This window comes from Achromobacter veterisilvae, from assembly GCF_037619525.1.
Taxonomy (GTDB): domain Bacteria; phylum Pseudomonadota; class Gammaproteobacteria; order Burkholderiales; family Burkholderiaceae_B; genus Achromobacter; species Achromobacter veterisilvae.
Window position 1 is genome coordinate 5,245,970 of sequence record NZ_CP148753.1, and the last position, 23,646, is coordinate 5,269,615.

Consider the following 23,646-nt stretch of genomic DNA (forward strand, 5'->3'; position numbering starts at 1 on the left):
GACGCTACGCGGGGCCGACCCGCGCGAACAGCGCGGTGTCGCGGGCCAGGTCCCCGCTGGCCTGCACGCGGCGCTTGCGCCGTTCGGCGAAATCCAGCATGCGGTCGATCGGGGTCTTGGCCCGCAGGCCCAGCGATGGATCCAGGATGATTTCGTTGCGGCCGCCTTCGAGCGCTTCCGCCAGGTTGGTCAGGGCGTTCATGGCCATCCATGGGCAATGCGCGCAGCTTTTGCAGGTGGCGCTGTCGCCCGCCGTCGGCGCGGCCAGGAACGTCTTGCCCGGCGCCTGCGCCCGCATCTTGTGCAGGATGCCCTGGTCGGTCGCCACGATCAGGATCCCGGCGTCCAGCTTGCGCGCGGCGTCGATCAGTTGCGTGGTCGAGCCGACCACGTCCGCCTGCGCCAGCACCGCCGCGGGCGACTCGGGATGCGCCAGCACCCTGGCCTCGGGATGGTCGGCGCGCAACAACTCCAGTTCGGTGCCCTTGAACTCGTCGTGCACGATGCAGGACCCCTGCCACAACAGCATGTCGGCGCCGGTCCGGCCCTGGATGTAGCCGCCGAGATGGCGGTCGGGCGCCCACAGGATCTTTTCGCCGCGCGCATGCAGTTCGGCGATCACGTCCAGCGCGATGGACGACGTGACGACCCAGTCCGCCCGCGCTTTCACGGCCGCGCTGGTATTGGCGTAGACCACCACCGTCCGGTCGGGATGGGCATCGCACCAGGCGGCGAAATCGTCTGCCGGGCAACCCAGGTCCAGCGAACAGGTGGCGTCCAGGTCCGGCATCAGGATGCGCTTGTCCGGGCTGAGGATCTTGGCCGTCTCCCCCATGAAACGCACGCCCGCCACCACCAGCGTCCGCGCCGCGTGGTCCCGCCCGAAGCGCGCCATCTCCAGCGAGTCGCCGACGCAGCCGCCGGTCTCCTCGGCCAGCTCCTGCAACGCCGCATCCACGTAGTAATGGGCCACCAGCACGGCGCTTTCGCGCTCGAGCAGGGCCCGCACCCGGGCCGAGACGGCGGCGCGCTCGGACGCGGGCAAGGGTTCCGGCACCTGGGCCCAGGCCCGGCCGACGGCGCAGCCCGCCGCCGCGGGCAGGTCGAATTCGATGGATCGTGGGGCGCGGACTTCCATGGGTGTCTCCGTCACTTATATACTCATTTTGAGCATTTATGGATCAAAAAAAGGGCACGATTTATGCTAGTGTTGAGCATAAGCCATGTCAATCCCTTTTTTCCCCAGGCGCCGGCAACCGGGGGCGCCGGGTCAGACCATATCCAGGACGACGCTACCCACCCCGCCGAAATCCGCCATGTACCGGTCGCCGGCCCGGGCGGCCGCAAGGATATTGCAGGAACCAGAACTGATCACGTCGCCCGCCCGCAGGGGTACGCCGGCCGCGCGCAGGCGGTTGGCCAGCCAGTGGACCGAACGCAGAGGGTGCCCCATGACGTCGTTCGAGCTTCCCCGCCCCAGCCGTTGGCCGTTGCGCCACAACGTGACGTCGATGCCCTGGTCCAGGCGGGCGCGCCAGTCGGAAATCGCCGGGCCATGGATATACCGGCCCGACGCGAAGCCGTCGGCGTACACGTACCAGGCCGCGGGCAATGCCTTGCGCGGATAGCGGCATTCCGCCACCTCGATCCCGGCGTGCACCGCGCCGATCGCCTCCGCCACCTCGTCCTCGCCGTAGACGCAGGCGCGCGGCGGCAGGGGCTTTCCCAGCGTAAAAAAGAACTCGCACTCGATGACCGGGTCCAACAGTTCGTCGCGGCGCAGGACGGCCGGAGCGCTCTGATGGAAGCGGCGGAAGGTGGCGCCGCAGACGGGCCCCTGCGTGCGCAGTTTCCGCTGCAGCATGCGGTTCGTCGCGGCGATCTTCCAGCCTTGGCGTTCCCAGCCGACCGCCAGCGCGACGTCCAGCATCAGCCGGAACGCCTGTTCCTCATCGTCGATGGCGTAGATCGCTTCGACACCCTGCACCTGGCGGCCCTGCCGCCTGGCCTGTGCCAGCGTCCGCACGAGCTCGCCGCGCCGCGCCGAATCGGGCGGGGCGCCGGCGGCGCCCGGCGGGAGGACGGGATCAGTCAATTGCCGCACCCGTTTCCTGGATCAGTTTCTTCCAGGCCGCAGTCTCGGTGGCCATTTTCCTGCCCAGGGCCGCGCCGGATGGATCCTTGGGCAGCAGCAGGCCTCGCGACTCGAACTGCGAACGCACGCCCTTGTCCGCCAGCACCTCGCGCGACAACGTCTCAAGCCGCGCGCGAGCGTCTTCGGGAATGCCTTTGGGCGCAACCAGCGCGAAGAAGACGTTGACATCCATGTCCTTCATGCCTTGTTCCTGCAGCGTCTTCACGTCGGGCAACAGGTCCGAGCGGCTGGCCGAGGTCACGCCCAGCACCTTCAGCTTTCGCGCCTGGATATACGGAAAAGCCGTGTAGACATCCGTGAAGGTCATGGTGACCTGATCCCCCAGCAGCGCCTGCAACGCGGGCGCCGAACCCTTGTATGGAATGTGGGTCAAGGAAACGTCGGACGATTTCGCGAACAGCAGGCCCGCCAGATGCGTGGTGCCGCCGCTGCCGGCCGAGGCATACGTCGCGTTGTGCTGACGGCTATAGGCGATCAGTTCCTGGACCGACGAGACGGGAAGGTTTTCGCCGACCAGCACCGCGTTGGGCAGGCTGCCGAAATCGGCGATGGGTTCGAAGTCTTTCAGCGGATCGAACTTGAGATTGCGGTACAGGCCGGGATTGATCACCAGCACGGGCGACGAGCCGAACATGAGGGTGTAGCCGTCCTTGGGCGCCCGGGCGACATAATCGCCCGCGATGTTCCCGCTGGCGCCCGCCCGGTTCTCGACGATCACCGTTTGCCCGGCGAGCTCGCCCATCTTGTGGGCCACGGCGCGCGCCAGCAGATCGGCGGGGCCGCCGGGAGGATAAGGGACCACGAAGGTCAAGGCCCGCGCCGGATAGGGGGCATCGGCGTAAACCGCGGTGCAGGTGATTCCGGCCACGCAGCAAAGCAAGGCCATCAGCCTTTTTTTCATTTTCTGTCTCCTCACCAAAGATCGGTGATGCATTCTAGGCAGGCCCGCATTGGCCAACGATTCGATCTTCGAATGCAGCCATATGCAGTTCGTATCGAACGCACGGGCGGCGCTCCTAGAATTCCGCAGAGCGATCGGCCTTACCGATTGCCTATCAACGACAGACAGGGAGCAGTATGGATTTACGCTTCGGGGCTCTGACCGGCATCAAGGTCGTCGACGCTTCTCGTGTACTGGGAGGCCCATATTGCGGGCAGATTCTTGGCGACCATGGCGCAGACGTCGTCAAGGTCGAAGGGCCCGCAGGCGACGATACGCGCCAATGGGGGCCTCCCGACCTGGGGCCGAATGCAGCCTACTTCGCCGGGGCCAACCGCAACAAGCGCAGCGTCGTCCTCGATCTCCAGCTTGCGGCTGAGCGGGAGCGTTTCATGGAAATGCTGTCGGAGGCCGACGTGCTGATCGAGAACTTCAAGCCGTCCACGCTGGAGAAGTGGGGATGGCGGACGGACGAGTTTTCCGAACGGAATCCACGCCTGATTCACTGCCGCGTGTCCGGATTCGGCTCCGACGGTCCTTATGGCGGCCTGCCCGCCTATGACACGGCGATTCAAGCGCAGTGCGGCCTGATGAGCGTGAACGGAAGTCCCGAATCGGGACCGCTGCGCGTCGGACTCCCCGTCGTCGACATGACGACAGGCTTGAACGCGGCCATCGGCGTTCTGCTGGCGTTGCGAGCGCGGGAAATCACCGGACGCGGACAGTTCATCGAAACGACCCTGTACGCAAATGCGATTTCCATGCTGCACCCCCATGCCTCGAATTTTCTGGGCACGGGCACGTGCCCGATTCCCACCGGCAACGCCCATCCGAACATCTACCCTTACGACAGCTTCGACACGGCCACTGCCGGCGTTTATCTGGCCATAGGCAACGACGCGCAGTTCCGCACGCTGTGCCGGCACCTGGGACTGGACGGGGTGGCCGCCGATTCCCGCTATGCCACCAATCCCGCGAGGTCGGTCCATCGCCACCTGCTGCGGCCCATGCTGGAGGACGCGCTGCGGCCCGTGGACGGCCGGATCCTGGCCGACAAGCTGGTGCGCGACGGAGTGCCCGCCGCCGTCATCGGCAGTGTCCAGGACGTACTGGAGGATCCGCAGACCAGCCATATGGGACTGCTCGTCGAGCTGGAGCCGGGCTACCGGGGCATTGCCTCGCCAATCCGCCTGTCCGGCACCCCGCCGACGTACCGCCGCCCTCCTCCCCTTTTTCCAGAAACGTGACCCCATGACGGACAATCCCGAACCCTTGCGCTATCCCTATGGTTCTTCCAAGCGCTACCACCTGCACCATCCCCATGTGATCTGCGCGGACATCGACGTCACAGTCGCGTTCTACCGACGCTGGTTCGATGCGGAGGTGGCCTGGGACGGCGTGTTCGCCGGCACCCGGAATGTCTTCATGAAGATCGGCGTGGGCGCCATGCATCTCTACGAAAAACGAATCGACCCCGCGCCTCGCAACGCGGTGCACCACCTCGGGATCCAGGTCGCCGGCCTGCGCGACCTGTACGCGCGCATGGTCCACGCCGGCCTGCCTGTTCCCAAAGGTATCCGCGAATCGGACGGAGGCGGCTACTTCATGCTGGAGGCGCCGGACCGCGTGCTGCTGGAGATCTTCGAGCCCGGACCGCATCGCCCTCCCGAAGTCCTGGAGTATTACGGGTACGCACGATCATGAATCTGGACGACGGGACTTTCTTCGGCATCCGGGCAGCGGTGGTGGATCTGTTCGACCTCAAGGCCCAGGAACTGTCCGACGACGCGGCCACGGCGATCCTGCCCTGGTCGGAACGCTTCCTGAACGCCGCGGGCACGGTAAGCGGGCCGGCCATCGTGGCCTTGCTCGACTTCACGCTGGCGGCGGCGGCCCGGGCGCACGATCCCTTGCATTGGCGGGTGGCTACCCTGGACCTGTCGACCAAATTCCTGAGACCGTCGCGATCGACGCTGCTCGCCGAGTGCCGCTGCGACTATCGGGGCGGACGCACCTGCTTCGCCAGCGGCGTGGTCTATGATTCCGACGGAGCCAAGGTCGCCATCGCGAATGGCGTTTTCATGCTGACCCAGACCTGATCCGCCATGCACAAGGAAGCCATAGAACTGCGTCACCTCCGGTACTTCGTAGCGTTGGCCGAGGAACTCAGCTTCAGCAGGGCCGCCGCGCGCTGCAACGTTTCGCAACCGCCATTCAGCGTCGCGATTCAGCAGCTCGAATCTTTCCTGGGCCAGAAGCTGATCGTGCGCAACAGCCGCAATGTCGAGCTTTCGGACGCCGGGCGAGCCTTTCATTTCCGGGCCCGCAACCTGCTCGCGCAGGCCTCCCAGTCCTTCGACGAGATGCGGGGCTTCGACGGCGCCTTGCGGCGCCGCTTGAACGTGGGCTTCCACGCATCGATGATCTACCGCGGCCTGGGTTCCCTCATGCAGGCGTTCCGCGCCGCGCATCCGGAAGTCCAGGTTTCCCTGCACGAGATGTCGACCATCCGCCAGCGCGACAGCATCCTGCGGGGAGACCTCGACATGGGGTTCGCGCACTCCCTGGTGCAACATGACAGCCCGCGCATAGGGTGCGTCAACCTGTTCCGCGAGCGGTTCCTGGTGTGCATGCCCATGTCGTACCGCGTACCGGAAGGTCCGGTGCGGATCGACCGTTTCCGCGACGAGAACTTCATTATCTTCAACCGGGAATCGTCACCGTTCTACTTCGACACCATCCTGTCGATCTGTTCCGAGGCCGGCTTCGTGCCGCGCATCGAGCATCAGGTCGGCCAATGGCTGACTGCCGTGTCGTTCGTCTCGACAGGAATGGGCATCGCGGTGGTGCCCGAGTGCCTGTCGCGCACGGGCACCCCGGGGGTGGCGTTCCGCCCTATCTCGACGGAGATCGCCTCGCACGTGCAGTGCATGTATACGCTCGGCGATAACGGCTCGCAAATCGCGCCCATGCTCGAACTGGTCCCCAAGCACATCCGCCCGCCCGCGTAGCCGGGGCGCCGCCGTTACACCGTGCGGACGAACAGCCCTCTCAGCTTGCTCCAGAAATCGCCGCCCAGCACGAAGAAGCTCGCGATCAGCATGATGTCCCCCAGGACCTGCAACTGCCACATGTCTGGCCTGAGGCCGGGCCACAGTTCATCGAGATAGGGTTCCAGCACCGAAGTCAGGATGGGGATGAAGAACATGACCAGGCCGATGGCGTGGCGGACCGGGCCCACCTTCTGCGCGGGCGCCAGCCGTTTGGCATGCCCGAATACGATGGCCTTGAGCTGCTGGAAGCCTTCCTTGCCCATGACGGCGACGCAAGTCAGCAGCAACACTTTGTTGGCGATGAATATGGTGCCGGTCAGCGCGGCGATGCGCGAACCCGGCACGTCGATAGCGGCCGCAACCGGGATGAGGAACCATAGCGCGAAGGCCACGATGAAAAGTCCGATCCCGCACTTGAAGCGCCATCCTGTCTTGGGACTGGATTGAAGCGTGTTCTCTGGCGATGACATGGCTGACTCCTCTTCAGGCGTCTGAGGGAGCCGGAGCGGAAAGCTCCGGCGGGCGCGGCGCGCGGCGCCGCGGTTCGAACAACTGCAACATCAGGCAGGCATAGAGCGTGACGGCGATGAACAGCCCCATGCGCACGGCGAAGGCGGTGTAGACGTCCTTGCCCGCGACGCTGTCCTGCACCGATTGGCCAAGCAGGATGACGAGCGTCACCAGCGTGTTCAGCCAGAAGCTGGGCGGATGCCGCGTGGGGCTCAGCCGATATAGCCTGCGCGCCGCCAGCAGGCCGAACAGCAGCATCCACAGAAAGAACATCCACAAGCTGACGAACAGGCTCAAGGCGCACCAGAAGACCACGGCCAGCACGCCGCCCAGCAGCGTGGAGCCGAGCAGTTCGCGCGCCGCGCCATGCGCCGCCGTGACGCAACTCTGCCGTCCCAGGCTGACCGACTTCAGGATGATGGGCATGTAGCCCAGCGGGTCGGTCAGCGCCAGCAGGAAGGCAGGCATGACGACCAGCGCCGCGCGCAAGGCCATCCTGCCGGCCTCGCGCGCGGGCAGGACGGGCGCGGCGGGCGGCGCGGGCGCATCGGCGGGTTCGGGGAACAGCCAATGGCAGCAGCCCAGCACGGCGACGGCCACCAGCAGGCCCTTGGCCAGCGCTTCGACCGCCATGGCGGCCAGCCGGAAATCGACGGTGCCGGCGGCGGAGATGATGGTCAGGCCGATCACCAGGAAAAGCGAGGCCAGGCTGTTGCCGCCGCGCAGGCCGGCGCGAAAGGCCAGGAAGAGACACAGGCCGATGAGCAGCACGCCGGCCAGCGGGTAGTAGCGCAGCAGCGGACTGAGCAGCAGTCCGGTCGCCGTGGCGAACACCACGAGCAGGACCAGGGCCAGTCCGCTCTTGAGCGGCAAGGGGCGGTTCATCGAGGCCAACAGGAACACGCCGAGCACGGGCGCGACCATGGGAATGGGCAGGTCCAGGCCGAAGCCGATCGCCAGGCAGAGGGCCGTGCCGACGCCCAGGCGCAGGGCGCGCTGGTAGCGCGGATCGCGGTGGGAGGCCATGGCGTCAGTAGGCATAGGAAAGCCAGCTCATGAGGCGCAGGTACGCGCGCCCGAGCGGATTGAGCGGGTTGCCGGACGTGGGGAACGCCATGACCTCGGCCTGGCCGCCCACGCGCACGTCGCGCAGGCTGGGCAGGTCGTCGCGGTCGAATTCGACGATGACCGGAAAACGCTGGGCGGGGCGGAGCCAGTCGCGGCTGTTCTGCACCGTAGGCAGGCTGCCCGGCGGCGTGCCCGGGCCGACGTTGACGCCATATCCGACGCTGCGCACGCGGCCGCCGAAGATGCGCCCCGGCAGCGCGTCCAGGACGATGCCCACCGGCGTGCCCGGCTCGACGTGGCCGAGATTGTTCTCCGTCATCTCCGCGCTGATCCAGACGTCGTGGATGGAGATCAGCGTCATGACTGGATTGCCCGCGGCGGCGAACTGCCCGGCATCGGTGCGCAGGTCGGTGACCAGTCCCGCCGAGCGCGCGCGCACCTGGGTATTGGCGAGGTCCAGTTCGGCCTTCTGCACGGCGGCGGCGGCGCTGCGCAGCTTGGCGTTGTCTTCGTCGCTGCCGCCCTCCTGTTCGCGCGCCCGTTGCACTTCGGCCCGCGCCGCGGCGACCTGGCTGATCGCCTGCTCCAGGCCGGCCCGGGCGATCTCGAGGCGGCGCAGCGAGATCGTGCCCCGGTCTTCGCGGTACAAACGTTCGAGCCGGCTGCTGTCCTGCCGCGCCTTCAGTTCATTCGCTTGCGCGGCGCGCAGCGAGGCCTTCGCCGAGTCGATGCCCGCCGTGCTGGCGCCGATCTGCCGGCGCATCGATTCGAGATCCGCGCGGGCGCGGTCGGCGGCGATCCGGTAGTGCTCCGGGTCCACGTCGAACAGCACCGCGCCGGCCTGCACGTCCTGGTTGTTGCGCACGTACACCTTGGTGACGCGTCCCGACACCTCCGAGGCCACGGGAATGACGAAGGCGTCCACCCGCGCCTGCTGGGTGTACGGGGTGTAGCGGTCGGCCAGCAGATACCAGGCGAGGCTCAGCACGATGAGCAGGACGACCCACCGCACTCCCTTCCTGGCGGGATCCGGACCGGGCGGCGCGGGCGCTGGGGAGGACGGCGGCGGTTTACTCATCGGACTGCACCTTTTGCGCGAGGGGCGCGGCGGCGGGGCTTCCCGGCTCGGACAGCAGGTCTCCCCAATCGGTGCGCCGCCGCATCTGTTCCCGGGAGGCCGGGTCGAGCACCGGTTCTTCGCTGTGCCAGCCGCCTCCCAGCGCCTTGTACAGGGCGATCAGGTCGCCCACCGCGCCGCCGCGGTTGGCCACGTAGGCGTCCTGCTGCGCGGCCAGCGAACGCTGCGCGTCCAGCACTCGCTGGAAGTCGGAGTAGCCTTCGCGGTAGAGCGCGTTGGCCAGCGTCAACGATCGCTCCGCCGCCTGCGCGGACTGCCGCAGGATGCCGTCGCGCTCCAGGGCCTTGATCAAGCCGCTGGCCGCGTCGTCGGCCTCGCGCGCCGCCTGGCGCACCTCTTCCTGGTAGGCGACGATCAACTGCTGCAGCCGCGCGTCCTGGACGCGCACGTTGTTCTTCAGGCGGCCGTGGTCGAACACGTTCCAGCTAAGGCTGGGGCCGGCCAGCAAAGCCATGCCGCCCGACGTGCCCGCCAGCGAGGTAGCGGTCCAGGCGATGCTGCCCAGCAGGGTCAGGGAGGGATACAGGTCCGCTTCGGCCACGCCGATCTGCGCGGACTGCGCGGCGATGCGCAGTTCCGCCGCGCGGATATCGGGGCGGCGCAGCAGCAGGTTGGCGGGGACGTCCTGCAGGACGGCACGGTCGACCAAGGGGATGACCGCCTCCTTCTCCGCCAATTGGGGGATGGGGCCCGGCGCGCGCCCGATCAGAACCGCGAGCGCATTGCCCGCCCGCATGATCTGGCTTTCGAATTCGGGAATGGAGCTCAGCGTGGCCAGGTATTGCGTCTTCGCTTGCTGTAGGTCCAGTTCGTCGCTCTCGCCGCTGGCGTACAGCCGTTGCGTGATTTCGTAGCTGCGTTTCTGGATCGCCGCATTGGCGCGGGCGATCCGCAGCCGCGCCTCGGCGGTGCGCAGCGTGAAGTAAGTGTCGGCCACCTGGGCATGCAGCAGCACTAGTACGTCTTCACGATTTGCCTGGGCCTCGAAATACGCCGCGTCGGCCGACTCGATGGCGCGGCTGAATCGTCCCCAGAAATCCAGCTCCCATCCGATGTCGAAACCCGCGCTGTACTGCCAGAAGCTGCCCGGCCGCGGATTGCCTTCAGCCGAACGCGAGGACCGGCGCATGTACAAGGCGTCGGCGCCGGCCACCTGGACCTGCGGATAGCGGCCGCTGCGGGCGATGCCCAACTGGGCGCGGGCTTCCATGATGCGCAGGCCGGCGATCCGCAGCCCGCCGTTGCCGGCGTCGGCCTGGGCGATCAGGTATTCGAGGACCGGATCGTCGAAGATCCGCCACCACTGGCGGGCATCCGGCTGCATGGCCGCGCGGCTGGCTTGCTGGAGCGCCGGCGTGTTCCAGTTTTGCGTCCAGGCTTCGCGCTGGGGCTCGAAGTCGGGCCCGAGTTGCACGCAACCGCTGAGGCAGAGAACGCCGATCAGCGGCAGCCGATTCGAACAAGTCCGCAGCGACATCGGGTATCCGGTCGGTCGAGAGCCTAACCGCTACGGTCCAGGCCGCGTCCCGGCCATGGCCGGGCACGCCGCGAGGACGCCTGTGGACCCGGGCCGGCGCCATCCGGCAGGGACTGCCGGCCGCGCGCAAGCCCCGGGCGGTCGAAATCGAAAGAGGCCTGTTCTCCTTGGCGCAATGCCGCCGCTGCATGATGGAAGTCCCGTGCCAACCGATTCTATTGAGCTTTCCTGCTTCTCGCCAGAGGGGCTTGCGCGAAGCCCCCATGTACAACGCCGGCCGCTTGGCGCTACAGTCGGAATCACGCCACGACACGCAGGTTTCCCAAGATTCCCCGCAGTGCATTCTGGAGTGCCATCATGAACGCTCGGAAGAAGGCAGCAGGACAGGAAAAGCAGCCGGCGCAAACCAAGCTGTCGGCCAAGGCATACGAAAAAGAACTGGCGCGCCTGCACGTCGAGCTGGTCAAGCTGCAGGAATGGGTGGTGCGGACAGGCGCCAAGGTCTGCATCCTGTTCGAAGGCCGCGACGGCGCGGGAAAAGGCGGCACGATCAAGGCGATCACGGAACGCGTGAGCCCCCGCGTGTTCCGCGTGATCGCCCTGCCCGCGCCGTCGGACCGCGAGAAAACACAGATGTACATGCAGCGTTATCTTCCGCACCTGCCCGCGGCCGGCGAGATCGTGATCTTCGATCGTAGCTGGTACAACCGCGCGGGGGTCGAGCGCGTGATGGGGTTCTGCACCAAGGAAGAGGCCAAGGTCTTCCTCCGGGCCGTTCCGCTCATGGAGCGCGCCATCATCGGTTCCGGGGTCCTGCTGCTGAAGTACTGGCTGGAAGTCAGCGAAGAGGAACAGGCCCGCCGGCTGCAGGCCCGCATCAACGACGAGCGCAAGGTCTGGAAACTCTCCAGGCTGGACCTGGATTCGTACAGCCGCTGGTACGACTACTCCCGCGCGCGCGACGATATGTTCCTGGCGTCCGACACCGACCTGTCGCCGTGGTACGTGGCGCAGTCCGACGACAAGAAGCGGGTGCGCCTGAACATCATCAGCCATTTGCTCGCGAGCATTCCATACGAGCCCCTGCCCCGTGCCAAGGTCAAGCTGCCGAAACGGCAGAAGGCGGGGGATTACCGCGAGCCCAACCGTCCGCTGCGGCACGTTCCCGAGCTGTTCTGAACGGAACCGCGCGCGCCATGGCCTGGCCGCCATTACCTAGGAGATACGATCATGGCTGAACTACTCATCAACCATGTGGAGGAAAGCACCACCGACGAAGAGATCAGGAGCTTCCTCATCAAGTACGGCTTTCCTTCGTTCGACCGCATCGAACGCGTTCCCGGCACCGGCGAGCGCCCGGCCGTCCTGGTGGTCTTCCACGATTGCAGCGCCGCGGCGCTGCGCACCCTGCTGCCCCGCATCCATCAGGTCTTCTGGAAGAACCACACGATTTCGGCGCTGGTCATGCGGGACCCGATACCCTGAAGCCGCGCGGCGTCCGCGCCGCCTCCATAACCATGAACGCAGCGCCAGTACTCGCGGGTCCGGCGCCCGCCCTGCCTAGAATGAAAAGAAAACGCGCGGGGCAGACGCCGCCTGGACAGGCCGCGCAACGCGTTGCGCTTCCTTGTTCTTTTCGGCGGGATACCTATGCTCGAAGCCATCGAGACGTTCCATTGGGGCGCCATATTCCAGATCGTCCTCATCGACATCCTGCTCGGCGGCGATAACGCCGTCGTGATCGCGCTGGCCTGCCGCAATCTGCCGGCCCGGCAGCGGATCCGCGGCATACTCTGGGGCACCGCGGGCGCGGTCCTGCTCCGGGTGCTGCTGATCGCCTTCGCGCTCGTGCTGCTGGACATCCCCTTCCTGAAGGCCCTGGGCTGCCTCCTGCTGGTATGGATCGGCATCAAGCTGCTGGCGCCGGAAGAAGACGCGCACGGCAACGTCGCCGGAGGCGCCACCGTGCTGTCGGCCATCAAGACCATCATCCTGGCCGATTTCGCGATGAGCCTGGACAACGTCATCGCCATCGCGGGCGCCGCCCAGAACACCCAGGCCGACCATCAGCTTTACTACGTCATCTTCGGCCTGTGCGTGAGTGTGCCCATCATCGTGTGGGGCAGCACCCTGGTCCTGAAGCTGATCGACCGCTTCCCCGTGGCCGTCACGTTCGGCGCGGGGCTGCTGGGCTGGATCGCGGGCGGCATGCTGATCACCGACATCTTCATCGTCGAGCGCTGGGGCCAGCCCGCCCCCATGCTCAAGATGGGCGTCGAACTGGCGGGCGCCCTGCTGGTCATCGCCGCGGGCAAGTGGCTGGCGGCGCGCCGGCGGCGCAACCGCCCGGCCGATGGAGAGCCGGCGTCGACTTCGTAACGGGATGTGCATATCGAGGGTTTTCCCCGAGACCGGGCGTGTCGATTTCCGGTCCACTGGTACGTCGTGTCAGTACGCACAACTTCCCGAAAGGCGGACTCACCATGACTACCGGCACTGTCAATCTCCATCGCGTCATGCGCGCGGCGCCCGAGCGCATCTACCGGGCATTCCTGGAACCCGACGCGATCGCGCGCTGGCTTCCTCCCTATGGCTACACCTGCCTGGTCCATCAACTGGATGCGAAGGTCGGCGGCCTGCACAAGATGTCGTTCCGCAACTTCGGCACCGGCCACAGCCACGACTTCGGCGGCGAATACCTGGAACTCGTCCCGAACGAGAAAATCCGCTATTCGGACCAGTTCGACGATCCGGGCCTGCCCGGCCAGATGCAGACGACCGTCACCTTGCGGCAGGTCTCCTGCGGAACGGAAATCAGCATCCGGCAGGAAGGCATCCCCGAGACGATTCCCGCCGAGATGTGCTACCTGGGCTGGCAGGATTCGCTGGAACAATTGAAGCGCCTGGTCGAACCCGAGATCCCGGACTGAACGCGCGGCATGCCTGCGGGGCGAGACGCTAGCGCCGGCGCGGCTTCTTCGCGGGCGCGGCCGCCCCGGCCAGCAGTTCCTGCACCAGTTCGATCACGCGCTCGGCGGTCGGCGACAGCGTGCGGCGGGCCCGGTGGATGATGCTGTGGGTGAGCGGGCCGGTGGCCGGATACGCCAGCGGCAGCGGCACGAGCAGGCCCTGCGCCAGTTCGGCCGCGATGGCCTCGCGCGTGCAGAAGAGCACGACGTCGCTGCCCAGGGCCACGTCCCGCAGCGCGGCGACGCTGTCGCATTCGAAGGCGATGGGCAATTCGTCGTGCCGCGCCACCTGGTAGAGGCGGGCCAGGTATTCGCGCGCCCGCGGCGGCAGGTCGGTGGCGGCCAGGCGGTATTGCCCGAGCGCGGCGCGCAGCCTGGGCTTGGCCACGCCCTGCAGCGGATGGCCCGCGCGCGTGAACAGGCCGCCATGCTGGGGCGGCAGGGGCCGGACCGCGAAGTCGTCCGGCGGCGGCAGGCTGTGGGTGACCGCCACCGCGAAATCCAGCTTGTCCTGCAGCAGCTTGTCGAGCAGGCGCTGCCAACTCTCCACTTCCACGTGCACGCTCAACCCCGGATGCTCGCGCGCGATGCGCACCAGCAGCGGCGACAGGAACCCGGCCGCCGGAAACACGCCCACCCCCAGGTTCACGCGGCCGGTGTCATGGCCTCGGATCAGTTCGGCTTCGCGGCGCAGGTCGCGGGTTTCCCCCAGGATGCGCTGCGCGCGCTCCAGCACCGTGCGCCCGGCCTGCGTGGGCGCGACGCCGGTGGACGCCCGGTCGACCAGCACCAGGCCCAGGGAGTCCTCCAGCGCCTGGATGCTGCGCGTCAGCGCGGACTGCGTCAGGTGCAGCCGCTGCGCCGCGCGCGAAAAGTGTTTTTCCTCCACGAGCACCGCGAAGTGCTGGAGCGACCGGATCGAGAGGCTCATGCATTTTTCTCATCAAGATTCGGCTAAATATGCATTTGATTCCGATCAATGGCAAGACTAAAACAGCTTGCCAGGACGGGAAATCCCTCCGCCGCGCAGGTTGCGCGGCAAGAAAAACACCGCCCGATGGCGCACCCCGACCAGAGCAATGCGCGACATTGCCTACCCCCAGGAGGAGACAACATGGACCGCAAGTCGTTTTTAAGGTTGTTGGGCAAAGGCGGGGCTGCGATGCTGGGCGCCCTGGCCTGTCTTTCGGCGGGCGCCGCGCCCGCCACGCAGGCCCCGCCGTGGCCCGGCGGCGGCAAGCCCATCCGGATGGTGGTGCCGTTTCCAGCCGGGTCCGGTTCGGACGCGCTGGCGCGCATGCTGGCGATGAAGGTCACGCAGCGGACCGGCGCCCCGGTGATCGTGGACAACAAGCCTGGCGCGGGCACCATGATCGGCGCGCAGGAAGTGGCGCGCGCCAATCCCGACGGCTACACCCTGCTCTACACCATCGTCGTCACGCACACCCAGAACCCGCATCTCTACAAGAAACTGCCGTACGACCCGGTCAAGGACTTCACGCCCGTCCTGCAGGTGGTGCGCTCGGCGACGGTGCTGGTCGCCAACAAGGATGCGCCCTTCTCGACGACGGCCGAAATGATCGACTACGCCCGGGCGAATCCCGGCAAGCTGAACTTCGCCTCGTACAGCCTGGGCTCCACCTCCCATCTCAATGGCGAGATCCTGAAGCAGCAGACCGGCATCGACATCGTGCACGTGCCGTACAAGGGCACGGCCGACGCCAGCCGCGCGCTGCTGGCCGGCGAGGTGCAGGTCTACTTCGACGGCACGGCGACCGCCGTGGAGAACGCGCGCGCCGGCAAGGTCAAGCTGCTGGGCCCCGCCACCGACCGCCGCCTGAGCGTGCTGCCGGACCTGCCCACCCTGAAGGAACAGGGCATCGCCGGCCTGGACATCGTCGGCTGGCAAGGCATTTTCGGGCCCGGCGACATGCCGCCCGCGCTGGCCGAGCGCGTGGCCCAGGTGTTCCGCGAAGCGCTGGACACCCCGGAGGTGACGCAGAGCATCGTGTCGCAAGGCAACGAAGTCAGCGGCGCGGGACCGAAGGAGTTCTCGCAGATCGTCCGGAAGGACAGCGACCGCTGGGGCGCCGTGATCCGGCGCATCGGCCTGGTCCTCCAGTAATCCCGCGCGAGTTCAAAGGAGAGCGCAATGCATGATCTGGTCATACGCGGCGGCACGATCGTCGATGGTTCGGGCCAGCCCCGCCACACGGGCGACCTCGCCATCGACGGCGGCCGCGTCGTCCAGGCGGAAGGCAAGGCCGGCGCCGCCCGGCGCGAGATCCGGGCCGACGGCTGCCTGGTGGCGCCGGGCTGGGTGGACATCCATACCCACTACGACGGCCAGGCCACCTGGGATCCCTACCTCAGCCCGTCCACCTGGCATGGCGTCACCACGGCCATCATGGGCAATTGCGGCGTGGGCTTCGCCCCCGTGAAGCCCGACCGCCGCGACTGGCTCATCAAGGTCATGGAGGGAGTGGAGGATATTCCCGGCTCGGTGCTGTCCGAGGGCATCCAGTGGGATTGGGAGACCTTCCCCGAATACCTCGACGCGCTGGACCGCCGCCCCAAGGCGCTGGACGTGGGCGCGCAGATCCCGCACAGCGCCGTGCGCGCCTATGTGATGGGCGAACGCGCCATCCACCACGACGAAGCCTCGCCAGCCGACCTGATCGCCATGCGCGAGGTGGTGCGCGAAGCGCTGCTCGCCGGGGCGGTCGGATTTTCCACGTCCCGCACGTTCCTGCACAAGTACGACGACCGCAAGTATCCGCCCGGCACCTTCGCCACCGGCGAGGAAATCACCGCGCTCGGATCGGTCATGGGCGAGGTGGGCCACGGCGTATTCCAGATGACGGCGAACCATCCCGCCATGGAGGGCGAAATGCCCTGGCTGGAACAACTAGCCCGCCACAACCGCCTGCCCGTGCTCTTCAACCTGCAGCAGACCGACGCCGCGCCCGACGTGTGGAAGCAGATCGTGCTGAACCTGGACCGCGCGCACCAGGAGGGGGTGCCGCTGCTGGCGGGCATCAGCGGACGGCCGCTGGGCATCCTCTTTTCGTGGCAGAGTTCCCTGCACCCGTTCATCGCGCACCCGAGCTACCAGGCCCTGCACGCCCTGCCCTTGCCGGAAAAGCTGGCCCGGCTGCGCGATCCCGAAACGCGCCGCCGCATCATGAACGAACAGCGCGGCCTGCTCGACCGCCGCGCCGAAACGCTGTTCAGCAGCTTCCACAAAATCTACCGCCTGGGCAGCGATCCCGACTACGAGCCGCTGCCCGAGGAAAGCGTGGCCGCCATGGCGCGGCGCAGCGGCCGCCCGCCGCTGGAGCTCGTCTACGACCTCATGCTGGAGAACGATGGCCAGGCCATCCTCTACTACCCGTCGTTCAACTATTCGTACGAAAACCTGGACCATCTGCACCAGTTGATGCAGCACCCCAATACGGTGAACAGCCTTTCCGACGGCGGCGCGCACTGCGGCTACATCTGCGACGTCAGCATGCCGACGTTCATGCTCAGCCACTGGACCCGCGACCGCCGCCGCGGCCCGCTGCTGGACCTGGAGCACGTGGTCAAGCGCCAGACGCGCGACACCGCCAGCGTCTACGGGCTGCTGGACCGCGGCCTGCTGCGCCCGGGCTACAAGGCCGACGTCAACGTCATCGACCCCGGCGCGGTGAAAGTGCATTGCCCCGAAATGGTGTTCGACCTGCCGGGCGGCGGCCGCCGCCTCATCCAGCGCGCCGACGGCTACCTCGCCACGCTGGTCGACGGGCTTCCCATCTTCGAGGACGGCGCGGCCACCGGCGAACTGCCCGGCAAGCTCCTGCGCGGCGCGAGGCGGCAGGATGCCTGACAGCCGCAACGCGCCGGACGGCGCCCTCTGGTCCAGTCCCTTGGCCGGGGCCTGCCTCGACCGCCTGTTCCTCCAGGCCAGGACCACGCGCGCCTGGCAGGAACGCCCCGTGGCGCCGGCCCTGCTGCACGAGCTGTACCGGCTCATGGGCATGGGCCCGACCTCGGCCAACTGCCAACCCGCCAGGATCGTGTTCGTGCAGAGCGCGGCCGGGAAAGCGGAGCTGCTGCCGCTGCTGGACGCGGGCAACCGCGAGCAGACGCGGCTGGCGCCGGTCACCGCCGTGCTTGCCTGCGACCTGCATTTCCATGAACGGCTGGACTTCCTCTATCCGCACCAGCCGCAGGCCCGCGGCTGGTTCACCGGCAGCCCGGCTTCCACGCGCGATGCCGCGCTGCGCAACGCCAGCCTGCAGCACGGCTATTTCATCATCGCCGCCCGCGCGCTGGGCCTGGATTGCGGCCCCATGGGAGGCTTCGACGCGGACGCCGTAACGCGGCGCTACTTCCCCGGCGGACGCGCGGAGGTCAGCTTCCTCTGCAACCTGGGGTATGCCGCCGCCGCACCCTTGCGCGGCAGGCTGCCGCGGCTGCCGTTCGACGAGGCCTGCGCGATGGCCTGAGGCCCGGTTGCCGCCTAGGGGGCAGCCGATGCGGCGTGGGAGTTCCTCCATCCGGCCCCATCCAGGCGGCCGATGGACGAACGGCGAAATATGCCCCACCCTGGCGGGCAGGAAGAAATAGACATGTTCGCGTCTCGATTCTCACAGCGGCGCGGCAAGCGCGCCGGGACGCGCTCAAGGTCGGGGAGTCGAGATGAACATCCTGCTGGCGTTCGCGCCCTTCATCGTGTTTGTCATCATCGAAAGGGCTGTCGGGGCGCTGGAAGGATTGGCCGCGGGCGCCTTCGTGTCCGCGGGGCTGGTGCTGCGCGACTGGCTCAACCCGGAACGCCGCCTGAAGCTCCTGGAAACCGGCACGCTCCTGCTGTTCACAGGACTGACCGTGTACGCGCCGATGGCCGACGGCGAATCCTGGACGATCGCCGAAACGCGCCTGCGGGTGGATGGCGGGCTGCTGTTCCTGGTGCTGCTGAGCATCGCGCTGCGCCGGCCCTTCACCCTGGAATACGCGCGCGAAAAAGAACCCGACTACGTCTGGCGGAGCCGCCGGTTCATGCGCATGAAATATGCGGTGGCCGCCGCCTGGGCGCTGGCGTTCGCGGCCATGGCGGCGACCGATGCCCTGCTGGCGCACCATCCCCGGCCGCCGCAGGCCATCGTGATCGCGGTGACGGTCGCCGCGCTTGCCGGGGCCATGAAATTCACCGCTTGGTATCCGGACCGGGTGTGGGCTACAACATCGAGGTAGCTCTCGCAGGAGACCCCGGTGAAGCCCTTGGGAAATCACGTCGAAGTCACGCTGGCCACGCAAGCCGACGACGCGCTGGTCGCGGCTTTCGCGCGGCTGCTGCCGCAACTGTCCAGGACCGCCCCGCTGCTGTCGCGCGAGGCGCTGGACGAGATCATCCGCGCGCCCTCCAACCACGTGTTCATCGCCGCCATGGGCGAGGACCGGCGCATCGTCGGCACGCTGACGCTGGTGCATTTCCGCATCCCCACGGGCGTGCGGGCCTGGATCGAGGACGTGGTGGTGGACGAACAGGCGCGCGGAATGAAGGTCGGCATGGCGCTGACGCACGCGGCCATCGTCAAGAGCCGCGAACTGAACGCAAGGACGCTGGACCTGACGTCCAATCCCGGCCGGCTGTCGGCCCACCATTTGTACGAATCGGCGGGCTTCGCGATGCGCGATACCCGGGTGTACCGCTACCAGGGCTGAACCGGCACTACTGGTAGTGGTAGCGCTCGCGGTATCCCACCGGCGACATGCCGCAGTACTTGCTGAAAATATCGCGGAAAGCCTTGGTGTCGTTGTAGCCGACCTCGTACATAACTTCCGCCACGCTCTTGCGCGAGGTTTCCAGGCGCTGCTTGGCGGCTTCCACGCGCACGCGCTGCACGTATTCCACGATGCTGTTGCCGGTGGCCTGGCGAAAGCGCCGCTCCAGGGTGCGCCGGCCCATGGCGTGGCGGCCGGCCAGTTCCTCGACCGTGATCTTTTCCGTGTAGCGGCCTTCGATGTAGTCCTGCACCGCGCGCACGACCTCGTCGGCATGGGCCTTCTGCCCCATGAACACCGAGAACGGCAATTGGCTCTGGCGGCTCCAGTCGAGCTGGAAGTACTTGGCGCACCAGATGGCTGTGTCGCGGTCGGTGTACTTCTCGATCAGGTGCAGCACCAGGTGCGCGGCGGAAAACGCGCCGCCGCTGGTGTAGACGCCGTTGTCCGCCATCACGACGCGGTCGCTGACCCAATGCACGCTGGGGAACAGATTGGCATACAGGTTCTGCGCGACCCAGTGGACGACGGCCTGCTGCCCGTCCAGGATGCCGCCCGCCGCGAGCAGCGCGGCGCCCATGCACAGGCTGGCCACCTCCCCGCCCTCGCGGTGATGCCGCGACAGCCACTCGATGAGCTCTCGGTTGGACAGCACGGCGTCGGACACCGAGCCCAGCAGCGGCGGAGCGATGCAGATGTCGACGCCGCGGGCGTCGGCCAGCACCATGTCGGCCTGCACGGTGATGCGGCCGTCATCCAGCCTGACCTCGCGCGTCAGCGCCAGGGTGCGCACCTGGAACCTGGGCTCGCGCCCGCGCGCGGCCAGGTATTCGTTGGCGACCAGGAAGCCGTGCCTCGCGGTTTCCAGCGACGCGATATTGGCCCCCAGCGGCAGCAGGAACGCGATGTTTTTCATCCCGCAAAGCATACGCCTGCGGGCTGTCGCAATCCACCCTCAAGATTGTCGCAATCGCCTATCTGAAACCGCGCCCGATCCCGATACAGTGGCACTACCGGAACCAGATCCGGGTTGCGCGGCGGACGGCCAGCGGGGCGAGCCCAAGCGCGATAGAACAACGCGGACCAAAGGAGTCAACGATGGAAAAGTACATAGACGGTTACCTGTTGAGCGTCCCCAAGGCCAATCTCGATACCTACAAGAAGATGGCGCAGCAGGCCCAGGCGGTGTGGCTGGAGCACGGCGCGCTGGACTATCGCGAAGGCGTGGCGGACGACATCGACGGGGAAGGCTTCGGCTCGTTCACCGCCGCGGCCGGCGCGCGCGACGGCGAGACCGTCGTATTCGCGTGGATCCTGTACGCCAGCAAGGCGGAGCGGGACCGCATCAACGCCAAGGTCATGTCGGATCCCCGCCTGAAGGACATGGCCTGCGAAGGCGTATTCGATTTCAAGCGCATGTGCTGGGGCGGATTCAGCACCTTGGTGGGCAATTAACCGAGGCGGCCGGAAATTCCATCCGCGCCTCTCTTCAACCGAACCTCCCGGAGACTCGATATGAGCACCCCTGCGACCAGGACCATTCCCGAAGGCATGCACACGCTGACCCCGCACATCGTGTGCGAGGGCGCGTCGGACGCCATCGCCTTTTTCAAGCAAGCCTTCAATGCCGAGGAACTCGCGCGGCTTCCCGGCCCCAACGGCAAGATCATGCACGCGGCCGTGCGCATCGGCGATTCCGTCCTGATGCTGATGGACGATTTCCCCGAATGGGGCAGCCTGGGCGCGAAGGCGCTGAAAGGCACGCCCGTCACTCTGCACCTGTACGTGGACGACGTCGACGCCGCCATGAAGCAGGCCGTGGCGGCGGGCGCGCAGGTGACGATGCCCGTGGCGGACATGTTCTGGGGCGACCGCTACGGCCAGGTGGTGGATCCGTTCGGGCACCGCTGGTCCATCGCCACGCACAAGCTCGACCTGACGCCGGAGGAAATCCAGCGGAACATGGCGGCAATGGGCGAAATGGAAGGCTGCGGCGACCCGTCCAGGAAGCAGCCGGGCTAGTTCACGCTAGGACTGCGGGTACGGCCCCAGGAAATCGAGCTTGCCGATCTGCACGCCGGCCTGCCGCAGGATGCCGTAGGCCGTCGTGACGTGGAAATAGAAATTGGGCAGCGCGAACGTCAGCAGATAATCGTCGCCCTGGAACTCCTGCCTGAAGTCGCCGAAGGCGAGCGTGATCTTGCGGCTTTCGGCGCCTTCCAGCTTGTCCGCCGACACGCCCCGCAGGTATTCGATCGTCGCGGCGATGCGCTGCTGTAGCTGCTCGAAGGTGGTTTCCTCGTCGGCGAACTTGGGCGCCTCCACCTGGGACAGGCGCTGCACCGCGAACTTGGACGTGTCGCTGGCGCGCTGCACCTGCCCGGACAGCGGATACATGTCGGGCGCGAGGCGGGCATCGATGAGGCCGGCAGGATCGGCGCCCGCCGCGGCGGCGTGGGCGGCGCCCTTTTCCAGCAGGGCGGCCAGGACGGTCAGGCCGCGGATGAAGACAGGCACGCAAGCCTGGTACATGGACAGGGGCATGGCAATGATTCCCGAAAAGGCATGGCGGCCGGCGCACGGCGCGCCGGTCCATCGAGCATACGCCTATATCCGGGCGCCGCGCGCCCGTCAGCCGGCCGGCCGGCGCTGCCCCTGGAAGAAACGCCAGATCAGCGCCGACGCGTCGGGCCCGCTGCGCGCGTGATACCGGATGGACGCGTCGCCTCCGCTCCAGGCATGTTCCAGCCGCGTGATCTCGCACAGGCGCAGCACGGTGTTCTGGCCGCGCAGCATGTCCACCCGGCGATAGGCCTTTTCGGTGCCCAGGCCCAGCACGTGTTCGACGGGCGCGCTTTCCGGCGGCAGGCCGTTGAGCGCCCGGAACTGTTCGAACAACTGCCGGGCGTTGCGCGGCGCCACCGCCGGATCCAGTTGCCCTTGCAGGATCAGGGCGGGCATGCCGAGGCGGAACACGGCCGGATCCGACACGCGCTCCACCAGCGGAAGCAGCGGCTTGAGGGTGCCGCGCCGCATGATGCCGATGCCGCTGGCCGCGCTGTGGGCATCGCCCACCACCGGCCCCGAATGCATGGCCACCGCGGCGACCAGTTCCGGGTGCCGCAGGGCCACCAGCGCGGCCATGCCGGCGCCGGCGGACAGACCGGCGACGTAGATGCGTTCCGGGTCCAGCCCGAACCTGGCCGACTCCGACCGGATCAGCGCGGCGATCAGATCGGCCTCCGCGCCCCCGTGCGCATCGTCCGGCTGGAACCAGCGCCAGCAGCGCTGCACCTGGCGCGCCAGGGACTGCTGCGGGTACAGCACCATGAAACCGCCCGCATCGGCCCATTGGTTCATGCGGGAGCCGCGGGCGAACGCCTGGGAGGTCTGCCTGCAGCCATGCAGCATCACCACCAGCGGCATGCCTGCCGCCGGCGCGGAAACGGGCGTATAGCGGGAGAAACCGAGGCGGTGGCCCCGGCTGTCGGAGAATTGCCTGGCGGCCTCCCAGCGGCCGCCGCCCAGCGAGGGAACCGCGGGCGCCGCGGACTTGGCGGCCTGCCTGGCGGCGACGGTCGCCTTGCGCCGGGTCGCGCTGCGCCGTTTGGCGGCCTGCGGAGCGGCCGCGCGCAGCGCCGCGCGCTGAAGCCTGCCGAATTTCTTTGCGGTTTTGAAGAACAAACTGGTAAAACTGCGCGCCATTCTAGGCCTCGGCCAGTAAACCCGTTGAGCGTGACACCGCATGGAATGTATCACACCGTAACTATCCGCCAGCGGCATCCCGGGCCTCGGGGCAGGCCCGGGTTTGCACAAGATCAAACCGTCCCCGCATCGCGCGCGCAAAAAGCGGCGGCGGCCTTGAGGCGGCGGCGCAAAGCGCCTATGGTGGTGGCTTCCAGCCAACAAGACGCATTCATGTTTCCCGACGACAGACCCCAGACCCTAGGCGAAGAAATCGCCAATACCATCAGCCATGGCGTCGGCGCGGCCGGCGCCGTGGCGTCGGCGCCCATCCTGATCATAGCCGCGGTGCGCCAGGGCGACGCCGCCTTCATCGCGGGCGCCGCGGTCTTCGCGGCGTCGATGTGCCTGCTGTACCTGGCGTCCACCATTTACCACGCCTTGCCCCGCAGCCGCGCCAAGCAGTTCTTCAACGTGCTGGACCACTCGGCCATCTACCTGCTGATCGCCGGCACCTATACGCCGTTCGCGCTGGGCGCCCTGCGCGGCCCCTGGGGCTGGACCCTGTTCGGCTTGGTCTGGGGCATGGCCCTGCTCGGCGTCGGACTGAAAGCCAGCAAGCGGCTCAACCGGCCCGCCGTCTCCACGGGCCTGTACCTGGCCATGGGCTGGCTGGTGCTCATCGCGGTGAAGCCCCTGATCGAACGCGTGCCCACCGGCGGCCTGTGGTGGCTGGTGGCGGGCGGGCTGGCGTACACGGGCGGGGTGGCGTTCTTCGTGCTGGACAACCGCTGGCGCTACAGCCACTTCGTGTGGCATCTGTTCGTGCTGGCCGGCACCGTCTGCCACTTCTTCGCGGTGCTCTGGTACGCGGCCTGAGGCC

The 23,646-nt window shown here is 67.4% G+C and carries 27 protein-coding genes; 16 read left to right on the forward strand and 11 right to left on the reverse strand.

Features of this window, described 5'->3' with window-relative positions; all coding sequences use genetic code 11:
* Positions 1 to 4: 4 nt before the first annotated feature.
* The 3 genes from nadA to WHX56_RS24340 form a co-directional block, all read right to left on the reverse strand.
* Positions 5 to 1,138 carry a quinolinate synthase NadA gene (gene nadA / locus WHX56_RS24330; RefSeq protein ID WP_338879230.1) on the reverse strand — a complete coding sequence of 378 codons (1,134 nt, stop codon included), beginning with the start codon at positions 1,136 to 1,138 and terminating at the stop codon, positions 5 to 7.
* 132 nt (positions 1,139 to 1,270) lie between these two features.
* Positions 1,271 to 2,095 (reverse strand): 2-keto-4-pentenoate hydratase, encoded by an 825-nt coding sequence (locus WHX56_RS24335; protein ID WP_338879231.1) that lies wholly within the window; start codon positions 2,093 to 2,095, stop codon positions 1,271 to 1,273.
* Positions 2,088 to 3,056 (reverse strand): tripartite tricarboxylate transporter substrate binding protein, encoded by a 969-nt coding sequence (locus WHX56_RS24340; RefSeq protein WP_338879232.1) that lies wholly within the window; start codon positions 3,054 to 3,056, stop codon positions 2,088 to 2,090. Before WHX56_RS24340 ends, WHX56_RS24335 begins: the two co-directional genes overlap by 8 nt.
* 176 nt (positions 3,057 to 3,232) lie before the next feature.
* On the opposite strand from WHX56_RS24340, the gene WHX56_RS24345 reads away from it, so the two are divergent.
* Genes WHX56_RS24345 through WHX56_RS24360 form a run of 4 tightly spaced genes read left to right on the forward strand, consistent with a single transcriptional unit; the run spans position 3,233 to position 6,106 of the window.
* Positions 3,233 to 4,342: a CoA transferase gene (locus tag WHX56_RS24345; RefSeq protein WP_338879233.1), complete on the forward strand. Its 1,110-nt coding sequence runs from the start codon at positions 3,233 to 3,235 to the stop codon at positions 4,340 to 4,342.
* Positions 4,343 to 4,346: 4 nt separating this feature from the next.
* Entirely contained in the window at positions 4,347 to 4,799 is a 453-nt protein-coding gene (locus tag WHX56_RS24350; protein WP_338879234.1) for a VOC family protein, read from the forward strand.
* On the forward strand, positions 4,796 to 5,194 hold the full coding sequence (locus tag WHX56_RS24355; RefSeq protein WP_338879235.1) for a PaaI family thioesterase: 399 nt from the start codon (positions 4,796 to 4,798) through the stop codon (positions 5,192 to 5,194). Before WHX56_RS24350 ends, WHX56_RS24355 begins: the two co-directional genes overlap by 4 nt.
* 6 nt (positions 5,195 to 5,200) lie before the next feature.
* Complete coding sequence (locus WHX56_RS24360) at positions 5,201 to 6,106, forward strand: LysR substrate-binding domain-containing protein (protein WP_129239966.1); 906 nt, start codon at positions 5,201 to 5,203, stop codon at positions 6,104 to 6,106.
* Positions 6,107 to 6,120: 14 nt separating this feature from the next.
* Here the strand turns inward: WHX56_RS24360 and WHX56_RS24365 are convergent, their stop codons facing one another.
* From WHX56_RS24365 to WHX56_RS24380, 4 genes are read right to left on the reverse strand one after another with little or no spacing between them, the layout of a single operon-like run.
* The gene (locus WHX56_RS24365) at positions 6,121 to 6,618 is read right to left on the reverse strand and encodes a transporter suffix domain-containing protein (protein ID WP_338879236.1); all 498 of its coding nucleotides are present in this window, start codon (positions 6,616 to 6,618) and stop codon (positions 6,121 to 6,123) included.
* Positions 6,619 to 6,631: 13 nt separating this feature from the next.
* A complete protein-coding gene (locus WHX56_RS24370) occupies positions 6,632 to 7,699 on the reverse strand; it encodes a DUF2955 domain-containing protein (RefSeq protein WP_338879237.1) in 1,068 nt (355 codons plus the stop codon).
* Entirely contained in the window at positions 7,689 to 8,804 is a 1,116-nt protein-coding gene (locus WHX56_RS24375; RefSeq protein WP_338879238.1) for an HlyD family secretion protein, read from the reverse strand. The genes WHX56_RS24370 and WHX56_RS24375 overlap by 11 nt, the downstream gene beginning before the upstream one ends.
* Entirely contained in the window at positions 8,797 to 10,341 is a 1,545-nt protein-coding gene (locus WHX56_RS24380; RefSeq protein ID WP_338879239.1) for a TolC family protein, read from the reverse strand. The genes WHX56_RS24375 and WHX56_RS24380 overlap by 8 nt, the downstream gene beginning before the upstream one ends.
* A gap of 357 nt (positions 10,342 to 10,698) precedes the next feature.
* On the opposite strand from WHX56_RS24380, the gene ppk2 reads away from it, so the two are divergent.
* The 4 genes from ppk2 to WHX56_RS24400 all read left to right on the forward strand — a co-directional run bounded on the left by ppk2 (position 10,699) and on the right by WHX56_RS24400 (position 13,271).
* Entirely contained in the window at positions 10,699 to 11,520 is an 822-nt protein-coding gene (gene ppk2 / locus WHX56_RS24385) for a polyphosphate kinase 2 (RefSeq protein WP_129239961.1), read from the forward strand.
* Positions 11,521 to 11,571: 51 nt separating this feature from the next.
* On the forward strand, positions 11,572 to 11,826 hold the full coding sequence (locus WHX56_RS24390; RefSeq protein ID WP_129239960.1) for an RNA-binding protein: 255 nt from the start codon (positions 11,572 to 11,574) through the stop codon (positions 11,824 to 11,826).
* A gap of 165 nt (positions 11,827 to 11,991) precedes the next feature.
* Positions 11,992 to 12,720 (forward strand): TerC family protein, encoded by a 729-nt coding sequence (locus WHX56_RS24395; RefSeq protein WP_287756520.1) that lies wholly within the window; start codon positions 11,992 to 11,994, stop codon positions 12,718 to 12,720.
* A gap of 104 nt (positions 12,721 to 12,824) precedes the next feature.
* Positions 12,825 to 13,271, forward strand: coding sequence for an SRPBCC family protein (locus WHX56_RS24400; RefSeq protein WP_287756519.1), 447 nt, complete (start codon positions 12,825 to 12,827; stop codon positions 13,269 to 13,271).
* A 28-nt stretch (positions 13,272 to 13,299) separates the two neighbouring features.
* Here WHX56_RS24400 and WHX56_RS24405 read toward each other — a convergent pair whose 3' ends face one another.
* On the reverse strand, positions 13,300 to 14,241 hold the full coding sequence (locus WHX56_RS24405) for a LysR family transcriptional regulator (protein WP_129239957.1): 942 nt from the start codon (positions 14,239 to 14,241) through the stop codon (positions 13,300 to 13,302).
* 183 nt (positions 14,242 to 14,424) lie between these two features.
* On the opposite strand from WHX56_RS24405, the gene WHX56_RS24410 reads away from it, so the two are divergent.
* The 5 genes from WHX56_RS24410 (at position 14,425) to WHX56_RS24430 (ending at position 19,019) form a co-directional block, all read left to right on the forward strand.
* Positions 14,425 to 15,435 carry a Bug family tripartite tricarboxylate transporter substrate binding protein gene (locus WHX56_RS24410; RefSeq protein WP_129239956.1) on the forward strand — a complete coding sequence of 337 codons (1,011 nt, stop codon included), beginning with the start codon at positions 14,425 to 14,427 and terminating at the stop codon, positions 15,433 to 15,435.
* A gap of 27 nt (positions 15,436 to 15,462) precedes the next feature.
* The gene (locus WHX56_RS24415) at positions 15,463 to 17,178 is read left to right on the forward strand and encodes an N-acyl-D-amino-acid deacylase family protein (RefSeq protein ID WP_338879240.1); all 1,716 of its coding nucleotides are present in this window, start codon (positions 15,463 to 15,465) and stop codon (positions 17,176 to 17,178) included.
* Entirely contained in the window at positions 17,171 to 17,800 is a 630-nt protein-coding gene (locus tag WHX56_RS24420; protein WP_338879241.1) for a malonic semialdehyde reductase, read from the forward strand. Before WHX56_RS24415 ends, WHX56_RS24420 begins: the two co-directional genes overlap by 8 nt.
* Positions 17,801 to 17,993: 193 nt before the next feature.
* Positions 17,994 to 18,548, forward strand: a complete 555-nt coding sequence (locus WHX56_RS24425; protein WP_129239953.1) for a hypothetical protein — start codon at positions 17,994 to 17,996, stop codon at positions 18,546 to 18,548.
* Positions 18,549 to 18,566: 18 nt separating this feature from the next.
* On the forward strand, positions 18,567 to 19,019 hold the full coding sequence (locus WHX56_RS24430) for a GNAT family N-acetyltransferase (RefSeq protein ID WP_129239952.1): 453 nt from the start codon (positions 18,567 to 18,569) through the stop codon (positions 19,017 to 19,019).
* Between the two features lie 7 nt (positions 19,020 to 19,026).
* On the opposite strand, the gene WHX56_RS24435 is transcribed toward WHX56_RS24430, so the two are convergent.
* Positions 19,027 to 20,007, reverse strand: coding sequence for a GlxA family transcriptional regulator (locus tag WHX56_RS24435; RefSeq protein ID WP_129239951.1), 981 nt, complete (start codon positions 20,005 to 20,007; stop codon positions 19,027 to 19,029).
* Between the two features lie 170 nt (positions 20,008 to 20,177).
* On the opposite strand from WHX56_RS24435, the gene WHX56_RS24440 reads away from it, so the two are divergent.
* A complete protein-coding gene (locus WHX56_RS24440) occupies positions 20,178 to 20,534 on the forward strand; it encodes a DUF1428 domain-containing protein (protein ID WP_338879242.1) in 357 nt (118 codons plus the stop codon).
* 60 nt (positions 20,535 to 20,594) lie between these two features.
* Entirely contained in the window at positions 20,595 to 21,101 is a 507-nt protein-coding gene (locus WHX56_RS24445) for a VOC family protein (protein ID WP_129239949.1), read from the forward strand.
* Positions 21,102 to 21,107: 6 nt separating this feature from the next.
* Here the strand turns inward: WHX56_RS24445 and WHX56_RS24450 are convergent, their stop codons facing one another.
* Both WHX56_RS24450 and WHX56_RS24455 read right to left on the reverse strand, forming a co-directional pair.
* Positions 21,108 to 21,623 carry a DUF1993 domain-containing protein gene (locus tag WHX56_RS24450; RefSeq protein WP_129239948.1) on the reverse strand — a complete coding sequence of 172 codons (516 nt, stop codon included), beginning with the start codon at positions 21,621 to 21,623 and terminating at the stop codon, positions 21,108 to 21,110.
* Positions 21,624 to 21,710: 87 nt separating this feature from the next.
* Complete coding sequence (locus WHX56_RS24455; protein ID WP_338879243.1) at positions 21,711 to 22,763, reverse strand: PHB depolymerase family esterase; 1,053 nt, start codon at positions 22,761 to 22,763, stop codon at positions 21,711 to 21,713.
* A gap of 234 nt (positions 22,764 to 22,997) precedes the next feature.
* On the opposite strand from WHX56_RS24455, the gene trhA reads away from it, so the two are divergent.
* Positions 22,998 to 23,642 carry a PAQR family membrane homeostasis protein TrhA gene (trhA, locus tag WHX56_RS24460; RefSeq protein ID WP_129239946.1) on the forward strand — a complete coding sequence of 215 codons (645 nt, stop codon included), beginning with the start codon at positions 22,998 to 23,000 and terminating at the stop codon, positions 23,640 to 23,642.
* Positions 23,643 to 23,646 lie beyond the last annotated feature (4 nt).